Origin of the sequence: Bacillus cereus group sp. BfR-BA-01331 (assembly GCF_022663915.1) — a bacterium.
GTDB lineage: Bacteria > Bacillota > Bacilli > Bacillales > Bacillaceae_G > Bacillus_A > Bacillus_A mycoides.
Genome location: NZ_JAKUGJ010000020.1, coordinates 1 through 17,686 on the forward strand (window position 1 = coordinate 1; position 17,686 = coordinate 17,686).

The following is a 17,686-nucleotide window of genomic DNA, read 5'->3' on the forward strand; positions in this document are numbered from 1 at the left end:
AAACTCTCCAATAAAGTTAGTTTGTCTAGCATCTAAAAATAAAAATTGACGTTCACGTTGTTTGTTTCGTTCAGTTTTCAAAGAACTACTTCGCCGCTCAATTGCGACTTTCTTATGTTAACATCTTCGTATTCCGATGTCAACTAAGTTTTTCAAGTTTCTTTTTTTGTCGTTCACTGCGTTTCCGCATCAGCGACGTTTATTAATATATCATGCAGTATATGTAGGGTCAATACTTTTTATAAAAAAATTTCACATCCCGTTAAATGTTAAAAAACTCGTTTCAAAAATCATTATAGCCTCCCTTCATTCTTCATCATACTCCACATTTCATATCTTATCGCTTTATCACGTTTCTGAACGAGTGAAAATTCTAAATTTTATGTTATATTATTATTATAGGAGCGTGGTGAGAATGAGCATTAAATATTCGAACAAAATCAATAAAATTCGGACCTTCGCATTAAGTTTAGTATTTATCGGCCTCTTCATTGCATACTTAGGAGTCTTTTTCCGTGACAACATTATTATTATGACAACATTTATGATGGTTGGCTTTTTAGCTGTTATCGCTAGTACTGTCGTTTATTTTTGGATTGGTATGTTATCTACTAAGACTGTACAAATTATTTGTCCAAGCTGCGATAAGCCAACAAAAATGCTTGGTCGTGTCGACGCATGCATGCATTGCAACCAACCTTTAACACTGGATCCGAGTTTAGAAGGAAAAGAATTTAATGAGAAATACAATAAAAAAAGCTATAAAGGATAACACGTACTTTCACTTTAGTATTTTTTCATCCCTATATAATAAAGAAAGAGGGTGACTTAATCGTCACCCTCTTTCTTTATTATATATTACGCCTTATGACACTCTGGACAAACGCCATAAATTTCTAAGCGATGACTATTAATAATGAATCCTGTCGTTTTCGCAGCTTCCTCTTCAAGCTGTTCCAAACCTCCATAAGGAAAATCAACAATCTTACCACATTTTTCGCAAATCACATGATAATGTTGACTTGTAACATAATCAAATCTACTTGAAGCGTCCCCATAAGTTAATTCCTTTACAAGTCCAACTTCTTTAAACACACGTAAGTTATTATAGACAGTTGCAACACTCATATTTGGAAACTTACCTTCTAATGCTTTATAAATGTCATCCGCTGTTGGGTGCGTCATAGATTCCACAAGGTACTCTAAAATAGCATGACGCTGTGGAGTAATGCGTACACCCGTATTTTTCAGCATTTCTAGCGCTTCTTTTAATTCTTCTTTGACCACCGTCATGCACCCCGATTCTATACGGATTATTATTTTATAATTCTTATAAAGAGTGTACTCCTTTTCTTATAAATCGTCAATATTTCTACTATAAGTATGTGGTTTATTTTTGTATATAGCCTTATTCTTATGTAACTTCCCGTATTTCCTATACATTCACATAGAAAAAAGTGCGACATAATCGCACTTGGAATACTATCATCTGAGGAGGTATGCCCTACACTTTCACTTTATGTATCGCAAGAAAATATGTATAGACGCATGCCTTACATATGTATTTTTTTCCACATTAATATAGATTTATTTTATATAAGAAAGAACGTCCTCAATATGTCCTTTCACTTTCACTTTACGCCATTCTTTTACAAGTTCACCATCTTTATTGATAAGGAATGTAGAACGCTCGATTCCCATGTACTCTTTTCCAAAGTTCTTTTTCAACTTCCAAACATCGTACAATTCTGCTACTTTGTGATCTTCATCTACTAAAAGTACAAATGGAAGCTCATGCTTCTCGATGAATTTCATATGTCTGTTCACCGAATCAGGACTTACGCCAAGGATGACCGTGTCCTTCTCTTGGAATAATCCATATGCATCACGAAAATCACATGCTTCGGTTGTACACCCTGGAGTCATATCTTTCGGGTAAAAATATAAAACTACATTTTTACCTCGGAAGTCAGCTAAGCGAATTTGTTCTCCGGTACTTCCCTCTAATGTGAATTCCGGTGCTATTTCTCCTACTGTGATCATTGTTATCACTCCTTTTCTTTTCTATTACTATAACAAATGCTACCTTATTTTTCATTGTCCATTACAGTCCTTACCACAAAAGCAAACGGTAATGTATATCCAATTAATGCTTCTCCAATTGCAATCCATCTTCCGATTCCAATCGGAGCTATATCACCATATCCAACGGACAATAAAGTAACCGCGCTAAAATATAAACATATTTCAACGAGTTGAAAGGAATGAGCACTTAGCCTATCCCCATCTTCTTTTAAAACCGCAAAACCCATTTCCTCTAGCACAACATAACTTAATCCAAACGCAATCAGTACCGTTGTATAAATTAAAAACAACGTAGCTAAATTATACAGCGAAAAGAAACGATTGGAATTTGAATATGAACTCCATAATAATTGGACACTTCTCAAAATAGCGATTGCCGCAATTAATAGAATAAATCCCCATAACATGTCCTCCACCTCATTTTATATGTATGAGGACTATAGCGGATTTATCCCTTAGAAACGAACAAGCTTCTATAATTAATTTCCCGCACCACGATATCGTTTAACCCCTTGATTCCAGAGGGTAATTGCAATAGTAAAACAGATAACACCAACAATTGGTGTTGCGAAAGCATAGCTATTCCACTCTGTTTTTCTTAAAAAGTATGCTGCTGGATATACCCCAACAAATGCAAACGGTAAAACAAACGTTAAAACAAAGCGAATAACACGGTTATAAATATCAACAGGGTAGCGTCCATAATTCCCTATGTTATACATAAGCGGCATAATGGAACTTTTCGCATCCGACCAAAAGCCAAGACTTGCAAGCGTAACAAATATCCCGCCGTACACAAGTGCTCCTCCCCCTGCCATAAGTAGGAATAAGAAGAAATCATACCAGTAAAAAGATAGTTGCAGCTCCATTGCTGCATAACCCATCACAATAATCCCCGTAATAGCTCCAATTAAAGATTCAAGTTCCATTCTTTCTAATATAATTTGAAATAAACTATGAATCGGTCTCGTTAATATACGGTCCATTTCTCCTTTAATAATGTAACGATCATTAAAGTCCCATATATTAAAGAAAGCTGAAAAAATGGCAAACGGTACTAAAAAGAACCCATAGATAAAGATTACTTCTTCTCGGCTCCACCCTTTTAGTACTTGAGTATGCCCAAACACAACGAGAATGAAGATTAAATTAACAGCTTGTAGTGATAAATCTGAAAGTAATCCGACGATAAAATCGCCACGATACTCCAATTTTGTTTTTATATATTGACTTGCATATTGCAAAAACAATTTTATATATATCATCTCATCATCCCCCTTGTACAATTAGACGTTTTCTCGCCGTTTTCCACATGAGTACAATTGGAATAATAAGTATAATTGCCCACATCACTTGAAATAATAAAGCTTCATATAACTTACTTCCTTGTATACCTTCAGAGAAAATCATACTCGGAATATAACTAATTGCTTGAAACGGTAAAAACATCATTGTTTTTTGGGCCCATAACGGATAAAAACTAATCGGTAATAATAAACCAGAAAATAAATCAATCACGACACGTTTCGCATACATAATTCCACTATTATTAAATAAGAAGAATGTAAGCATCCCTGTCATTAAATTTATTTGTGTATTAATGATAAAACTAAATATTAAAGATAAGAAGAAATATAACCATGTTTGAAAATTCGTTGTAATTTGTAATGAAAATAATAACGTAACAATAACCATACCTGGAATTGAAAAGAAAGCAAAACGAAATATCCCTTCTCCAAGACCTTGCATAACTTTCATACCTAAATAGTTATACGGACGAATTAGCTCTACCGCCACACGTCCTTCCTGAATTTCCATCGCAATTTCTCTATCTATATTATTAAAATAAAAAGCACGTGCCATCCATGCGATCGCAATATAAGTAGTCATTTGTGAAATAGATAAACCTTCAATGTTCTCTTTCCCGCTATAAATCGCTTGCCACAAAAAATAATACGCACCGATATTAATCGTATAAATTAAAATCCCGCTGTAATAATTTGTACGATAGGCAAGCATCATTAAAAAGCGAATCCGAATCATTTCAATATACTTACCCATGCATAATACCTTCTTCATAAATGTTACGAATAATTTCCTCTGTAGACACTTCGTTAATTTTTAAATCTTTAATTTGAAAAGCTTGTACCACTTTAGAAATCAGCATAGAAATGATAACTTCTTCATTCGGTATTTTTGCAACCCACGCATTTTCCTCTTTTGCTTTTGACCAAACGACATGACTATCAGGCATAACCATTGATAACGCCTGGTATGAAACCGGAGCAACAAACTGAAAATGTATTTCCTTCTCCGCTCCCCACTGCGTGCGAAGGTTACCTAAAGATCCATCATACATAATACTTCCTTCATCAAGCATAATAACGCGCTCACATAAAGCTTCAATATCAGTAATATCATGTGTTGTTAACAAAATTGTTGTTTTATAACGTTCATTCATCTCTTTTAAGAATTCTCGTATTTTCAATTTCACAAGAACATCTAGTCCAATTGTTGGCTCATCTAAAAATAATAACGGCGGATTATGAATTAACGCCGCTGCTAATTCACAACGCATTCTTTGACCAAGAGATAATTTCCGTACAGGTTTATCTAACAAAGGACCAATATCTAACGTTTCAATAACATGTTCCATATGTTCCTTATACTGAGCATCCGATACACCGTACACTTTCTTCAATAAACGAAATGATTCTTGTACAGCGATATCCCACCAAAGCTGAGAACGCTGACCAAACACAACACCGATTGTTCTTACAAATTCTTCTCTCTGTTTGTGTGGGTTCATTCCGTTCACTGTAATTTGCCCTGATGTCGGAGTCAAAATCCCCGTCAGCATTTTAATTGTCGTTGATTTACCAGCACCATTTTCACCAATATAACCAACCATTTCACCTTGCTTTACAGTAAAAGAAACATCATTTACTGCTGGTACTATTTTATAATTACGATTTAATAAATCGCGAAATGCACCCTTTAAGCCCGGACGACTTGAATAAGCTGTAAACTCTTTACGTAACCCTTGTACCTCAATTACCGATTTCATAATCGGACCCCCTTCCTAAATGTCACAACGAATAGTTTACCCAACTGCTCCTTCTATCACAAACAATACGTCTTTTCAAAAAACATGTTAGAATAATACATAGATTTTTGTAAGGAGATGAATTGTAGTGAATTTCACAAAATCAGAAGCGTTACATAAAGAAGCTTTAGAACATATCGTTGGTGGTGTTAATAGTCCTTCCCGTTCTTTTAAAGCAGTTGGAGGCGGTTCTCCTGTTGCAATGGAACGCGGAAAAGGTGCTTATTTCTGGGATGTAGATGGAAATAAATATATCGACTATTTAGCAGCGTATGGCCCTATTATTACTGGACATGCTCACCCACACGTAACAGAAGCAATTAAAACAGCGGCTGAAAACGGCGTACTATACGGTACTCCAACAGCACTAGAAGTAAAATTCGCAAAAATGTTAAAAGAAGCAATGCCCGCTTTAGATAAAGTTCGCTTCGTGAACTCTGGTACAGAATCCGTTATGACAACCATTCGTGTTGCTCGTGCTTACACTGGCCGCACAAAAATTATGAAATTCGCTGGTTGTTACCACGGTCATTCCGATTTAGTACTTGTAGCAGCTGGCTCTGGTCCTTCTACTCTTGGAATTCCTGATTCAGCTGGTGTGCCACAAAGTATCGCTCAAGAAGTTATTACTGTTCCATTTAATAATGTAGAAACTTTAAAAGAAGCGTTAGATAAATGGGGACACGAAGTAGCAGCTATCCTTGTAGAGCCAATCGTTGGAAACTTCGGTATTGTTGAGCCAAAACCTGGCTTCCTTGAAAAAGTTAATGAACTCGTTCACGAAGCTGGTGCACTAGTAATTTATGATGAAGTTATTACTGCTTTCCGCTTTATGTATGGCGGCGCTCAAGACTTACTTGGCGTAACCCCAGATTTAACAGCACTTGGTAAAGTTATCGGCGGTGGACTTCCAATTGGTGCTTACGGTGGTAAGAAAGAAATTATGGAACAAGTTGCACCGCTCGGCCCTGCATACCAAGCTGGTACAATGGCTGGGAACCCTGCTTCTATGGCATCAGGGATTGCCTGTCTAGAAGTACTTCAACAAGAAGGCGTATACGAGAAATTAGATGCACTTGGCGCAATGCTTGAAAAAGGAATTTTAGATCAAGCTACAAAACATAACATCGATATTACAGTAAACCGTCTAAAGGGTGCATTAACTGTATACTTCACGACAAATACAATTGAAGATTACGATGCAGCCAAAAATACAGATGGTGAAATGTTCGGTAGATTCTTCAAGCTGATGCTTCAAGAAGGTATTAATTTAGCACCTTCTAAATATGAAGCATGGTTCTTAACGACAGAACATACAAAAGAAGATATTGAATATACAATTGAAGCTGTTGGCAGAGCATTTTCTACCCTAGCGAACAATAAATAATCTCTTCATTACAAAAGGAAAAAAGAAAGCCCATCTTTCTTTTTTCCTTTTTTCTATTTCATAAATCCCTCATTAATAGTATAATTATTCATAATTATCTGTTTTATATCCTTTTATATCTTTACTATCCATGTATACAAGGCAGTTCACGCCTTAAATAGTAAGATTATTCAAAATTCATTTTCCAGAGGGGGGATTGACGGATGCTCAATAAAAAAAATAAATGGACACCGTCTTTATTTCGGAATTATAAAAATGCAGAACATGATGCGTGTGGAATCGTTTCCGTTATGGAAAAACGAAGAATTCCTACAAAAGAAAACATCGATCTTTGTATACAATCTCTAGTCAAAATGAATCATAGAGCTGGTTTCATTAACGGAGAAGGAGATGGTATCGGAATTCATATCGACATGCCAAAAGCACTTTGGAATGAAAAACTGAAAAGTAGCGGATATAATCCAACGATTGTGGATCATCCCCACTTTATCGTTGGACATTTTTTTCTAAATAAAAAAGAAAACATTGCCGAGTTAAAAGATTACATTCGTACGCAACTAAACAATGAAAGCTTTACAATTGTTCTCGAAAATGATGATGTAATAAACTCAGATGCACTCGGTCCTCTTGGTAAACAAGAAGAACCTTTATTTTGGCAAATTGCCCTTATCGCCGAAAGTGAAGTTAAAAATATTGAACAAACATTATTTTCTGTAACAATAAAAATCGAAGAAAATGAAGCAATTCATGTTGCCTCATTAAGTCATGAACATGTTGTATATAAAGTTCTCGGTGCTGGCGATACACTCGTTGCTTATTACAATGATTTACAACACCCACTTATTGCTTCAACTATGACACTAGGACATAATCGCTATTCTACTAATACGTTATCTAATTTTTTTCGTGTACAACCATTTAGCATTCTCGGACATAATGGCGAAATTAACACGATTGCAAAATTACGCGATCAAGCTGAAATGATTAATGTACCACTTACTGCCGGGGGCAGTGATTCCCAAGATTTAAACCGCACCTTAGAAACCCTTCTCGTTCAGTATAACTACAGTTTATTTGAAGCAATGGATATATTATTTCCACCAATTATTAATGAAATAAAGCTTTACGAAACAAACTTACAAAACTTATACACTTATATACGTGAGGCTTGGGGGCATTTCGCACAAGGTCCAGCTGGTATTATTTCACGTTATAAAGATGAAGCTGTTTTCAGTGTCGATTCCCTTGGATTACGCCCAGTTTGGAAAGTAGAGACAGAGAGCTCCTATATTTTCTCTTCTGAACCTGGAGTTGTATCACCAACTGAATATGTAGCAGAGCCGAAACCACTCGCTCCTGGAGAAAAAGTTGGATTAAAATGGAATCAACAAGATGAGCTCGTTCTCTATGAATACGACAATTATCAAATTGAAGTATATAACCGTTTTAAGAAACGAATCGATGTTACCAATTATCATGTAAACTTATCTATCCCTGAAACGAAAGAAACTGAGGGATTATGTGATTCGGTTCAAGTTGAAACGAATCAATACGTCGCTTTCGGCTGGGATCGAGAACATATTCAGCTCCTTGAACAAATGGCGACAAAAGGCGTCGAACCAATTCGTTCACTTGGGCATGACTCACCACTTGCCGCACTTGATACAGATAGACGAAATATTGCTGATTTCATTAAGGAAAGTGTAGCCGTTGTTACAAATCCAGCAATCGATCGCGATCGAGAAGTTGAACACTTCTCCACACGTACTGTACTCGGAGAGCGTCCGGGTTTATTAGATAACTCTAAACAACCATTTGTAATCGAGATGCTTTCACCCATTATTTTAGAAGGGAATTTAGCTCAATCTATCGCGGCAGACTTACACACGATTACGTACGAACAACTTATACAGCTATTCATTACTCATAGCTCTGTCTCTACAATTTCTGTTACATTTAGTCCATCAGAAACTCTACAAATCGCATTAAATCGAATTAGTTCCGAAGCGATAGCAGCCGTTAAAAATGGTGCTTCCCTACTATTATTAGATGATGCTAAATCTCATCAAAATGAACTGTTATGGATTGACCCACATTTAGTTACTGCCAAAGTACATCAAGCATTAACTAAAAATAAATTACGCCGGAAATGCTCTCTCGTTATACGTTCCGGTGCCCTTCGCTCCTTACACGATATCGTCACGCTATACGGATTAGGGGCAGATGGTATTAATCCATATTTATTGTTCGCAACGGTAAATGATGAAACAAAAGTACCAATTACTAATTTGTATACCGCACTTAATAAAGGACTAGAGAAAGTAATTTCAACGATTGGAATTCATGAATTACGCGGTTACGGTCGCCTCTTCTCCTCTATTGGATTACATGAGGAAATCGCAAATATATTACAAATTACAAACTTCTGCGGTTCAAATAATTTAGCTTTTTCACTTGAATCACTTGCTGAAGATGCAAAAATTCGAGCTGAGGATTTTAACAATCCAAAAGTTAGAATGCGAAAATCATTTCATATATTCCCGCGGATTTGGAAAGCAATTGGTGATGTTGCAAAAGGAAACTCTTATGATGATTACCGCGACAAGTTAAGTGAATTAGAAGAAAACACTCCCATCGCAATCAGGCACCTTGTTCAAACAAAACAAGCACAGCATGTAGTTCCGACTGAAGAAGTGTCCATCGGCATTCACAATCATGATTTACCATTTATTATTAGTTCTATGTCATTTGGTTCTCAAAATGAAATTGCCTTTCGCGCGTATGCAGAAGCTGCCGATCAGCTAAATATGATTAGTTTGAACGGTGAAGGCGGCGAAATTAAAGATATGATTGGTAAGTACCCACATACACGCGGACAACAAGTTGCATCTGGCCGATTTGGAGTAAACGCTGAACTACTAAATTCATCAAATTTAATTGAAATTAAAATAGGTCAAGGAGCGAAGCCTGGTGAAGGTGGACATTTACCTGGTTCAAAAGTGACTGCCAAAATTGCGGAAGCACGTAATGCTACAATTGGTTCGGATTTAATTTCACCTTCTAACAACCATGATATTTATTCAATTGAAGACTTAGCTCAAATGATTACAGAAATTAAAACGGCTAATCATCTTGCAAAAGTAGCTGTAAAAGTTCCTGTCGTTCCTAACATCGGAACAATTGCTGTTGGTATCGCAAAAGCTGGCGCTGACTTTATTAACATTAGTGGATTTGATGGCGGAACAGGTGCTGCGCGTATTCACGCATTGCAACATGTTGGTCTTCCTGTAGAGATTGGTGTTAAAGCTGCTCACAATGCGTTACTAGAAGCAAATATGAGACATAAAGTAGAGATTTGGGCAGATGGCGGTATTCGAAGTGTAAATGACGCCTTAAAAATCATGCTCCTCGGAGCAAACCGAATCGGATTTGGCACATTATCAATGATTGCAATCGGCTGTACAACTTGCCGTGGTTGTCATCTTGATACGTGCCACGTCGGAATTGCAACACAAATTGAATCTGAAGCTCAAGCGAAAGAACATGGACTGCGCCGTTTCGTTCCACGTGAATTAGAAAGCGCAGTTACAGGGCTATTAAGCCTATTCACTACTTTCGGTACAGAATTGAAACGTTTAACAGGACAGCTCGGTTACACAAACTTGCAAGATATTATCGGACGATCAGATTTATTAGAACAAACTCGAGGCAAAGACTTATTAGACTTACGTAATTTAATACACACGATAGAAGATTCATCTGTGAAAATAACGGCATCTGTACAAGAAAAACAATTTGAAACAACAAATTCTCTCCAGTCAAAAGAATTAGTAAGCGTCGGCGTAGAGCAACGCGTAATGGGCGGTCTAGAATCCTGTTATCGTATTCGTAGTAAATTATATGAAAACACTCATCTTGAACCACTTACATTAAAGTATACAAACGGTTCTGTTCCCGGAAACGGATTAGGCGCGTACAATAGTGAGAACTTATTTATACACGTAAATGGTGGCGCGCAAGATGGAATTGGAAAAACTTCATTTGGCGGTGGCATTTATATAACGAAAGCAAAAGGAACAGATGGAACATATTATAACGGTTCTGTCGGAAAAGGATTTGGATACGGCGCTCAAAAAGGTGCATTATACGTGCAAGGTAACGCTGATGCTCGTGCTGGCATTCGCCTTTCTGGAGCAGATATGATAATTGGCGGCAGAATTACAAAACCACTCCGCGAAAAAGAACAAGGAAATATCGGAGTATATTCTAATATAAAAGGATTTGCTTTTGAATATATGACAAATGGTCGCGCTCTTGTTTTAGGAGATCCTGGTCCATGGATTTGTGCCGGTATGACTGGTGGCGTTGTTTATTTACATCATGATCCAAACTTAGGTTTAACAGAACACGCTTTAAAAAGAAGAATTGCTAAAGGTGCAAATGTAACATTGCAGCCAATTAGTAAAAATGGTTTGCAAGATGTGAATGAATTATTATTAGACTACATTCGTGTATTAAATGAGCACGAACAATATGAAGAAGTCGCTTTGTTAACACCATTATTAGATGATATCCAGCTTCACTTCTATGAAATTATCCCAAAAAAAGAACAGGCGGATCCATCTATTTCAACTGAATGACATGTACAATATTTATTTTCATAAAAAAATTGACGAAGCGAGCATCGCATAGTAATCTAGAATAACAATTTGAAACCTGCTGAAATTCAGCAGGTTTTTTTATTAAAGAATAGATGTTTAAAGAGAATTTGGAGAAATTATAAATTGATTGTAATTTATTTATTAAACTTTTTAACGTCACTAAAATATCACTTGCTAACATATTGTAATGAATGTATAGTATCATGTTGTACATTCATTATGACAAGAGAAAGGATATCAATAAGGGTATGAAACTTGGTGCTCGCATTTTAAAAACGGGTATTGCCATTACATTAGCTTTATTTGCTTGTATTTTACTTCAATTACCGAGTCCTGTATTTGCGGGAATCTCAGCTATCTTTGCTGTTCAACCGTCTGTATACCGCTCGTATTTAACTGCTCTTGAGCAAATTCAAGCAAACGTAATTGGTGCTGTATTCGCTATCGTATTTGCTACTGCTTTTGGACATAATCCTTTTATTATTGGATTAACGTGTATATTAGTAATTGCTCTTACTTTGCAATTACGCTTAGAAAAAACAATATCACTCGCTTTAGTAACAGTTATCGCCATTATGGAGTATCAAGGCGAAGATTTCTTTAATTTTGCCTTACTTCGATTCGCGACGATTATGATTGGAATTATTGCGGCTTCTCTTGTAAATTTAGTATTTATGCCGCCAAAATATGAAACAAAACTTTACCATCGCATCGTTGATAATACAGAGGAAATTGTTAAATGGATTCGTATGAACAGTAGGCAAGCTTCTGATTTTACAACGCTAAAAACCGATATTGATCGCATGAAAGAAAAAATGATTAAACTAAATCATTACTATTTGCTGTATAAAGAAGAAAGAAGCTATACGAAAAAAATACAATTCGCGAAAATTCGTAAGCTCGTTTTATTCAGACAAATGTTAGCGACAACAAGCCGCGCTTTAAGCACGTTAAAATCATTACATCGCACCGAAAATGAACTGCGCTATATGCCAGAAGAGTTTCAGGAATCTATTCAAAACGAACTTGATTCATTGACGCATTATCACGAACAAGTGTTATTAAAATTTATTGGTAAAGCAAAGAAACAACAATCCGTTGAGATGCTTGATGAAGTTGAAACAGGTAAACAAGAATTGATTGATATCTTTATGGATTATCAAAATAAGGACGATGAGGAAGCATATAAAATATGGTTACACCTCTTCCCTCTTATTTCTTCAATTATTAACTACAGTGAGGAAGTAGAGCATTTAGATTTACTTGTGGATAGCTTCTACACATACCATAAACCAGAAAGCGAACTCCAAATCGAAGATAAAAAAGAAGACGAATAAAAAACAGCTCCTTTTACGCTAAAGGAGCTGTTTCTGTTATATGCTGAAGTTGATATAGATTGTAATAAAATCCCCTCTTTTTCATTAACTCTTCATGAGAACCCTTTTCTTTTATTTCACCATCTTCAACATAAATAATTGTATCAACATGCGTAATCGTCGCTAATCGATGTGCAATAATAATTGTTGTCCGATCTGCAGCTAACGTTTGCAGTGCCTCTTGAATATATCGTTCATTTTCTAAATCTAAAGCGGAAGTTGCTTCATCTAATATAAGTAAAGACGGATTCTTTAGAAAAACCCGTGCGATTGCTACACGCTGTCTTTGTCCACCAGATAATTTCACACCACGTTCCCCAACGACAGTATCATAGCCCTCTGGCAACTCTGTAATAAAATTATGAATTTGTGCAGCTTTGGCAGCTGAAATCACTTCCGCCTCTGTAGCTTTCGGATTGCCATATAAAATATTAGCCCCGATTGTATCGCTAAATAATAAATTATCTTGTAGCACAATTCCAATATGACTACGTAAATTTCTCATATTATACTTTCTTACATCTATCCCGTCTATATAAACTGCACCTTCAGAAACATCGTAAAAACGCGGAATTAAACTAGCAAGAGATGACTTTCCTCCTCCACTTGCCCCTACAAGCGCAACCTTCTCTCCCGGGCGCATAGTTAATGACAGATTATGCAATATTTCTTTTTCATCCGCATTATAACGAAAAGAAACATTATCAAATATAACTTCCCCATCTAGCCTTTTCGTTTGCACCGCATTTGGCACATTAACAATATCGTATTTTTCATCCAACAATTCAAACACTCGATCCATCGAGGCGAAGGACTGTGTTAATGTTGTAGATGAATTAACAAGGCGACGAAGCGGACTATATAAACTATCCATATATCCAACAAAAGCAACCATCGTACCCAGTGTTAACGACCCTTGAATTACCTCATATGCCGCAAAACCAATAACAAGTAACGGCCCTAAATCCGTTAACGTATTCACTACTGAAAACGTTCTCGCCGTCCAACTCGTATGAGTTAGTGCTTTCGTTAAAAATTCATTATTTCTCTTTTCAAACTGTCCTCTTTCATACTCTTCTAATGCAAAACTACGTGTCACTTGCATTCCTTGAATACGTTCATGTAAATACCCTTGCATAGTTGCTAACGCTTGCGAGCGCTCTTTCGTCAATTTTCGAAGGCGCCCGAAAAAATATTTCACTGCAACTACATAAATAGGTAAAATTAATAAAGCAACAAAGGTTAATTTTATATTCATAGAAAACATAACGATAATGGCAATAACAATTGTTGCAGTATCTAACCAGACATTCATAAGACCAGTAATTACAAAGTCCTTCGTTTGTTCTACATCATGGATTACACGTGAAATAAGCTCCCCTGTTTTTGTGTTCGAATAATAACGTAAGCTCAATTTTTGCAAGTGCCCAAAAATGTATTTTCGTAAATCATATAGTATTGTATTGGCAATGCGCTGTGCGAAATATTGACGATAATATTCTATCGGCGGTCTTACTACTGCAAAAATAAAAAAAGCAATCCCAATTGCGGTTATTAATTGAGACGTTTTTTCTTGAAGCGATCCCGTGCCTTGAATAACATCATCAATAATATACTTTAATAACCATGGCATAATAAGCGGGATACCGAACTTCACAAGACCAATAATAATTGTAATAGCAATAAGCCATCGATATGGTTTAACAAATTGTAAATATCTTTTTATACCTTGCACATAATCCCCCCTCTAATAGGACAAACCTGCCGGGAAATTCCCTGCAGGTTTGTTTTAATTTCTGTACATTAAATATCTTTCGTACCACATATCTACGAAATCCGGTGCGAATGGACCTTTCCTTTGATGAATCCACTGTGTTAAATGCGCTACATTTCGTTTTAAAATTGTATCAATAACAGGTGGATACTGCATGATTTGACTATGCTTCTCATACTCATCTTCATCTAAAAGTGTATATGTCATATCTGGATACACTTTAATGTCTAAGTCGTAATCAATATACTTTAATGCTTCAGAGTCATATGCAAAAGGAGAACTTAAATTACAATAATAATATACTCCTTCTTCTCTCAGCATTCCAATTACATTAAACCAATAATTAGCATGGAAGTAACAAATCGCAGGTTCGCGAGTAACCCATGTTCGGCCATCTGATTCAGTAACTACTGTACGATCATTCGCTCCGATCACAAGACTCTGCGTCCCTTTTAAAATCGTTGTCTCTTCCCACATTCTATGAATGGCGCCATTATGTTTATAACTATGTATTTGTACCTTTTCTCCTTCTTTGGGAAATCCCATATATGCTCCCTTCTTTCAACTGCAAATGCCATTCTTAAGTTGTCTTAACTACCCCTTGAACTGCATTCACTTTTTTTCTATTATAACTTTTTTGTCAAAATTTTAAAACTAAAGCGATAGGACACTTGTTTTCATGAGGAATATAATGAAGTTTGTATTATTGAATACCACATCACTAACCCTTTTAACTAAGGAACATTTCCTATGAATTAGCAATACGTATTTTAGAAGATTAAACGAAGATATAACAAAAAGAAAAGTCCCCCTCATCTCTGTTTAAGAAAGGACTTTTCCCTAAAATCAACAACATATCTCACCCTTAATTTCAAATTATTTTTTCGGTTTCAAAAGATTGAATCACATTATTCGTTTGCTGTTCAAATTTTTCATGTAAAAGTTTTAATGCTATTTCTGTTCTGTATATTTCTTGACGGATAAAATGCAATTCTTTTTTATCGCACGTATCCCTTCCACTCATTTCAATTTGCTGATACTTCTCTAAATGTGATTGTAACTTTAAAAGCTCATCCATCGTTTCCAACTGCTCTCCTACCAACTTATCAAAATCGTTCATCACTTACCCCCTTTTTGATTCATTCGCCATTTATAATTCCTATTACATATTTCTAATCGTGAACTTCTTTCTCCTTTGACTACATTTGTTGACTTATTAGAAGTTATGTCGTTCCCTTTATTTTCATTACAGTGACACGCACACAAAGAAAACACTTCTCTCGAATTGGAGAAGTGTTTTTCTTTCATTACTCGTTTGAACTAGAAGATTGTGATTGTTTTGCAGCTGATTGTGCATTTTGTTTTTTCACTGCATGCACATCTGTTTCAGTTGCAAACTCTGTACCATAACTAGCATTTGCACTTTGAGCACCAGAAGCTTGTGCTTTCTGTGCCTCTGATTGTGCGTTTGCTTGTTTTACTGCTTGTACATTCGTTTCAGTTGCAAACTCTGTACCATAGCTAGCATTTGTACTTTGAATGCTAGCACCAGAAGTTGCCTTATTATAACCTTGTTGTTTTTTACTCATCTTTCTCACCTCCACAATCAATAATGTAACCAATTCACTTAGAAGTTATCCTTAATTTTCTTTTAAAAAATTCACGCATATATCTCTTATCACTCATTCAAACTACATATGATGGAGGTGGGAATATGTATACTGGACGTGATATGACTGAGCTAACTATGATTTCCAAAAATGAATGGAAAGCGGATGAATTAGCTTATTTTCATCATTCATTTCAGCAAATTATGCCTTATCTAAATGTAGAGGGCCAAACGATTTATAAAGAAGTTGTGAAAGAAATCGAGTCACGGGGCGGATTATAAACGCGTGGATTTTCAATCTCAAAATACAAATTTATTTTCAATATAAAAAACGTGTTCCAAAGTTCTGGAACACGTTTTTTATTATTTATCCCGCTATTTGCCGGGCAGTAAGACCCCACCTCAAAATGCAGCGAAAGCAAAGAAGGTAGGTGGGAGCCCTGCTGCCCATAAAAGCCCGATTGGTGAAGGCTAATAATCAGTGGGGGATGAAGAAAACCCCCACTGATTAAAGTTTCACTTTACTGCATTGTAATTTTCTCAACACACTTTTCGTAAATTGTACGATGTGATTTCGAGAAAGGTAACTGTTCAAACGCTTCTTTCGACACAAACTTTAATGTATCCGTTTCGACAATATTACCTGTTACTTTTCCGTAAAATATAAATATATCCCAAGTACGATGTGTAAAAGTATGTTGTACATTCATCGCGTATTCATCAATAGAAACAGAGAGATCAAAGCTCTCCTTCATATAATCCGTAAGCTGTTGTTTTTGATTACGAATACCTTCACTTAGTTCAATATTCGGGAACTCCCACATATTAGCCAGTAATCCCGTACTTGGGCGTTTATTAATTACGTAACGGCCATCTTCAGTTTGAAGTACTCCTGCAACGAGCGGTACCATTGTAGGTGCTTTCGCTTTACTCTTCACTGGTAGTTCTTTTTGAACACCTTCAGCATACCCTCTGCAATGTTCACGTACAGGACAAAGTAAACAAGATGGATTTTTCGGTATACAAATTAATGCCCCTAATTCCATCAAACCTTGGTTAAAATAAGATGGATTTTCTATAGAAATAATTTCACGCACAATCTCTTCAAAAACTTTTCTCGTTTTCGGTTTTGCAATATCATCCCACACTGATAAAATACGAGATAATACGCGCATAACATTTCCATCAACCGCTGGCTCTGGTATTCCATATGCAATGCTTAAAATGGCACCTTTTGTATATGGTCCCACTCCTTTTAATTTTTCAATTTTCTTTACATCGCTCGGTACTGTCCCGCCGTATACTTCTTTTACCTCTTTTACTGCAGCATGTAAATTTCGTGCTCTAGAATAATAACCTAAGCCTTCCCATGCTTTTAATACTTCTTCATCATCGGCAGTTGCTAGCGCTTCAAGCGTAGGAAACTTCCCCATAAAATTTGCGTAATATGGTTTTACAGCCTCTACCCTTGTTTGCTGTAACATAATTTCTGAAACCCAAACACGGTATGGATCTTTATTTTTTCGCCACGGTAAATCACGTTGTTCTTTTTCAAACCAACCAATTAAATCATTTTGAAACTGTTCTATGTTAAACTCATTTAATATTTCAAGTGTCAAACTTGATCCCCCTCATTTTTTTGCATATACGTACTATTATAAAGATTTTAGGAAAAAATTTAAGTAAGA

At 36.1% G+C, this 17,686-nt stretch carries 16 protein-coding genes; 5 read left to right on the forward strand and 11 right to left on the reverse strand.

What is annotated here, in order from left to right; all coding sequences use genetic code 11:
- The first annotated feature begins 415 nt into the window (after positions 1 to 415).
- The gene (locus tag MR155_RS24300) at positions 416 to 772 is read left to right on the forward strand and encodes a YgzB family protein (protein ID WP_002063699.1); all 357 of its coding nucleotides are present in this window, start codon (positions 416 to 418) and stop codon (positions 770 to 772) included.
- 86 nt (positions 773 to 858) lie between these two features.
- On the opposite strand, the gene perR is transcribed toward MR155_RS24300, so the two are convergent.
- The 6 genes from perR to MR155_RS24330 all read right to left on the reverse strand — a co-directional run bounded on the left by perR (position 859) and on the right by MR155_RS24330 (position 5,152).
- Positions 859 to 1,287 (reverse strand): peroxide-responsive transcriptional repressor PerR, encoded by a 429-nt coding sequence (gene perR, locus MR155_RS24305; protein WP_165762387.1) that lies wholly within the window; start codon positions 1,285 to 1,287, stop codon positions 859 to 861.
- 300 nt (positions 1,288 to 1,587) lie between these two features.
- Complete coding sequence (gene bcp / locus MR155_RS24310) at positions 1,588 to 2,043, reverse strand: thioredoxin-dependent thiol peroxidase (protein WP_002010353.1); 456 nt, start codon at positions 2,041 to 2,043, stop codon at positions 1,588 to 1,590.
- Positions 2,044 to 2,087: 44 nt separating this feature from the next.
- Complete coding sequence (locus MR155_RS24315; RefSeq protein WP_002091112.1) at positions 2,088 to 2,492, reverse strand: potassium channel family protein; 405 nt, start codon at positions 2,490 to 2,492, stop codon at positions 2,088 to 2,090.
- Positions 2,493 to 2,564: 72 nt separating this feature from the next.
- Entirely contained in the window at positions 2,565 to 3,350 is a 786-nt protein-coding gene (locus tag MR155_RS24320) for an ABC transporter permease (protein ID WP_113937948.1), read from the reverse strand.
- Positions 3,351 to 3,354: 4 nt separating this feature from the next.
- Positions 3,355 to 4,146 (reverse strand): ABC transporter permease, encoded by a 792-nt coding sequence (locus MR155_RS24325; protein ID WP_113937949.1) that lies wholly within the window; start codon positions 4,144 to 4,146, stop codon positions 3,355 to 3,357.
- Positions 4,139 to 5,152: an ABC transporter ATP-binding protein gene (locus tag MR155_RS24330; protein ID WP_113937950.1), complete on the reverse strand. Its 1,014-nt coding sequence runs from the start codon at positions 5,150 to 5,152 to the stop codon at positions 4,139 to 4,141. The genes MR155_RS24325 and MR155_RS24330 overlap by 8 nt, the downstream gene beginning before the upstream one ends.
- 127 nt (positions 5,153 to 5,279) lie before the next feature.
- Here MR155_RS24330 and hemL point away from each other — a divergent pair, with 127 nt between their 5' ends.
- The 3 genes from hemL (at position 5,280) to MR155_RS24345 (ending at position 12,576) form a co-directional block, all read left to right on the forward strand.
- Positions 5,280 to 6,578, forward strand: coding sequence for a glutamate-1-semialdehyde-2,1-aminomutase (gene hemL, locus MR155_RS24335; protein WP_002010346.1), 1,299 nt, complete (start codon positions 5,280 to 5,282; stop codon positions 6,576 to 6,578).
- A 203-nt stretch (positions 6,579 to 6,781) separates the two neighbouring features.
- The gene (locus MR155_RS24340; protein WP_242311312.1) at positions 6,782 to 11,218 is read left to right on the forward strand and encodes a glutamate synthase-related protein; all 4,437 of its coding nucleotides are present in this window, start codon (positions 6,782 to 6,784) and stop codon (positions 11,216 to 11,218) included.
- Positions 11,219 to 11,487: 269 nt separating this feature from the next.
- Positions 11,488 to 12,576, forward strand: coding sequence for an aromatic acid exporter family protein (locus MR155_RS24345; RefSeq protein WP_002063696.1), 1,089 nt, complete (start codon positions 11,488 to 11,490; stop codon positions 12,574 to 12,576).
- Positions 12,577 to 12,589: 13 nt separating this feature from the next.
- Here MR155_RS24345 and MR155_RS24350 read toward each other — a convergent pair whose 3' ends face one another.
- The 4 genes from MR155_RS24350 to MR155_RS24365 form a co-directional block, all read right to left on the reverse strand.
- Positions 12,590 to 14,350: an ABC transporter ATP-binding protein gene (locus tag MR155_RS24350; RefSeq protein ID WP_002091119.1), complete on the reverse strand. Its 1,761-nt coding sequence runs from the start codon at positions 14,348 to 14,350 to the stop codon at positions 12,590 to 12,592.
- 54 nt (positions 14,351 to 14,404) lie between these two features.
- A complete protein-coding gene (gene ntdP / locus MR155_RS24355) occupies positions 14,405 to 14,935 on the reverse strand; it encodes a nucleoside tri-diphosphate phosphatase (RefSeq protein ID WP_113937952.1) in 531 nt (176 codons plus the stop codon).
- A 325-nt stretch (positions 14,936 to 15,260) separates the two neighbouring features.
- Entirely contained in the window at positions 15,261 to 15,509 is a 249-nt protein-coding gene (locus MR155_RS24360; protein WP_002091121.1) for a YgaB family protein, read from the reverse strand.
- Positions 15,510 to 15,696: 187 nt separating this feature from the next.
- Positions 15,697 to 15,978 carry a gamma-type small acid-soluble spore protein gene (locus MR155_RS24365; protein ID WP_002091122.1) on the reverse strand — a complete coding sequence of 94 codons (282 nt, stop codon included), beginning with the start codon at positions 15,976 to 15,978 and terminating at the stop codon, positions 15,697 to 15,699.
- A 125-nt stretch (positions 15,979 to 16,103) separates the two neighbouring features.
- On the opposite strand from MR155_RS24365, the gene MR155_RS24370 reads away from it, so the two are divergent.
- Positions 16,104 to 16,280, forward strand: coding sequence for a hypothetical protein (locus tag MR155_RS24370; protein ID WP_181777951.1), 177 nt, complete (start codon positions 16,104 to 16,106; stop codon positions 16,278 to 16,280).
- Between the two features lie 239 nt (positions 16,281 to 16,519).
- Here MR155_RS24370 and mutY read toward each other — a convergent pair whose 3' ends face one another.
- A complete protein-coding gene (mutY, locus tag MR155_RS24375) occupies positions 16,520 to 17,617 on the reverse strand; it encodes an A/G-specific adenine glycosylase (RefSeq protein WP_002091125.1) in 1,098 nt (365 codons plus the stop codon).
- Positions 17,618 to 17,686: the final 69 nt, after the last annotated feature.

Bases quoted from the DNA above. Each gene is read 5' to 3' on its own strand.
- MR155_RS24300 (WP_002063699.1), top strand. From the start codon at position 416: ATGAGCATTAAATATTCGAACAAAATCAATAAAATTCGGACCTTCGCA.
- bcp (WP_002010353.1), bottom strand. From the start codon at position 2,043: ATGATCACAGTAGGAGAAATAGCACCGGAATTCACATTAGAGGGAAGT.
- MR155_RS24315 (WP_002091112.1), bottom strand. From the start codon at position 2,492: ATGTTATGGGGATTTATTCTATTAATTGCGGCAATCGCTATTTTGAGA.
- MR155_RS24320 (WP_113937948.1), bottom strand. From the start codon at position 3,350: ATGATATATATAAAATTGTTTTTGCAATATGCAAGTCAATATATAAAA.
- MR155_RS24325 (WP_113937949.1), bottom strand. From the start codon at position 4,146: ATGGGTAAGTATATTGAAATGATTCGGATTCGCTTTTTAATGATGCTT.
- MR155_RS24330 (WP_113937950.1), bottom strand. From the start codon at position 5,152: ATGAAATCGGTAATTGAGGTACAAGGGTTACGTAAAGAGTTTACAGCT.
- MR155_RS24340 (WP_242311312.1), top strand. From the start codon at position 6,782: ATGCTCAATAAAAAAAATAAATGGACACCGTCTTTATTTCGGAATTAT.
- MR155_RS24345 (WP_002063696.1), top strand. From the start codon at position 11,488: ATGAAACTTGGTGCTCGCATTTTAAAAACGGGTATTGCCATTACATTA.
- ntdP (WP_113937952.1), bottom strand. From the start codon at position 14,935: ATGGGATTTCCCAAAGAAGGAGAAAAGGTACAAATACATAGTTATAAA.
- MR155_RS24360 (WP_002091121.1), bottom strand. From the start codon at position 15,509: ATGAACGATTTTGATAAGTTGGTAGGAGAGCAGTTGGAAACGATGGAT.
- MR155_RS24365 (WP_002091122.1), bottom strand. From the start codon at position 15,978: ATGAGTAAAAAACAACAAGGTTATAATAAGGCAACTTCTGGTGCTAGC.
- MR155_RS24370 (WP_181777951.1), top strand. From the start codon at position 16,104: ATGTATACTGGACGTGATATGACTGAGCTAACTATGATTTCCAAAAAT.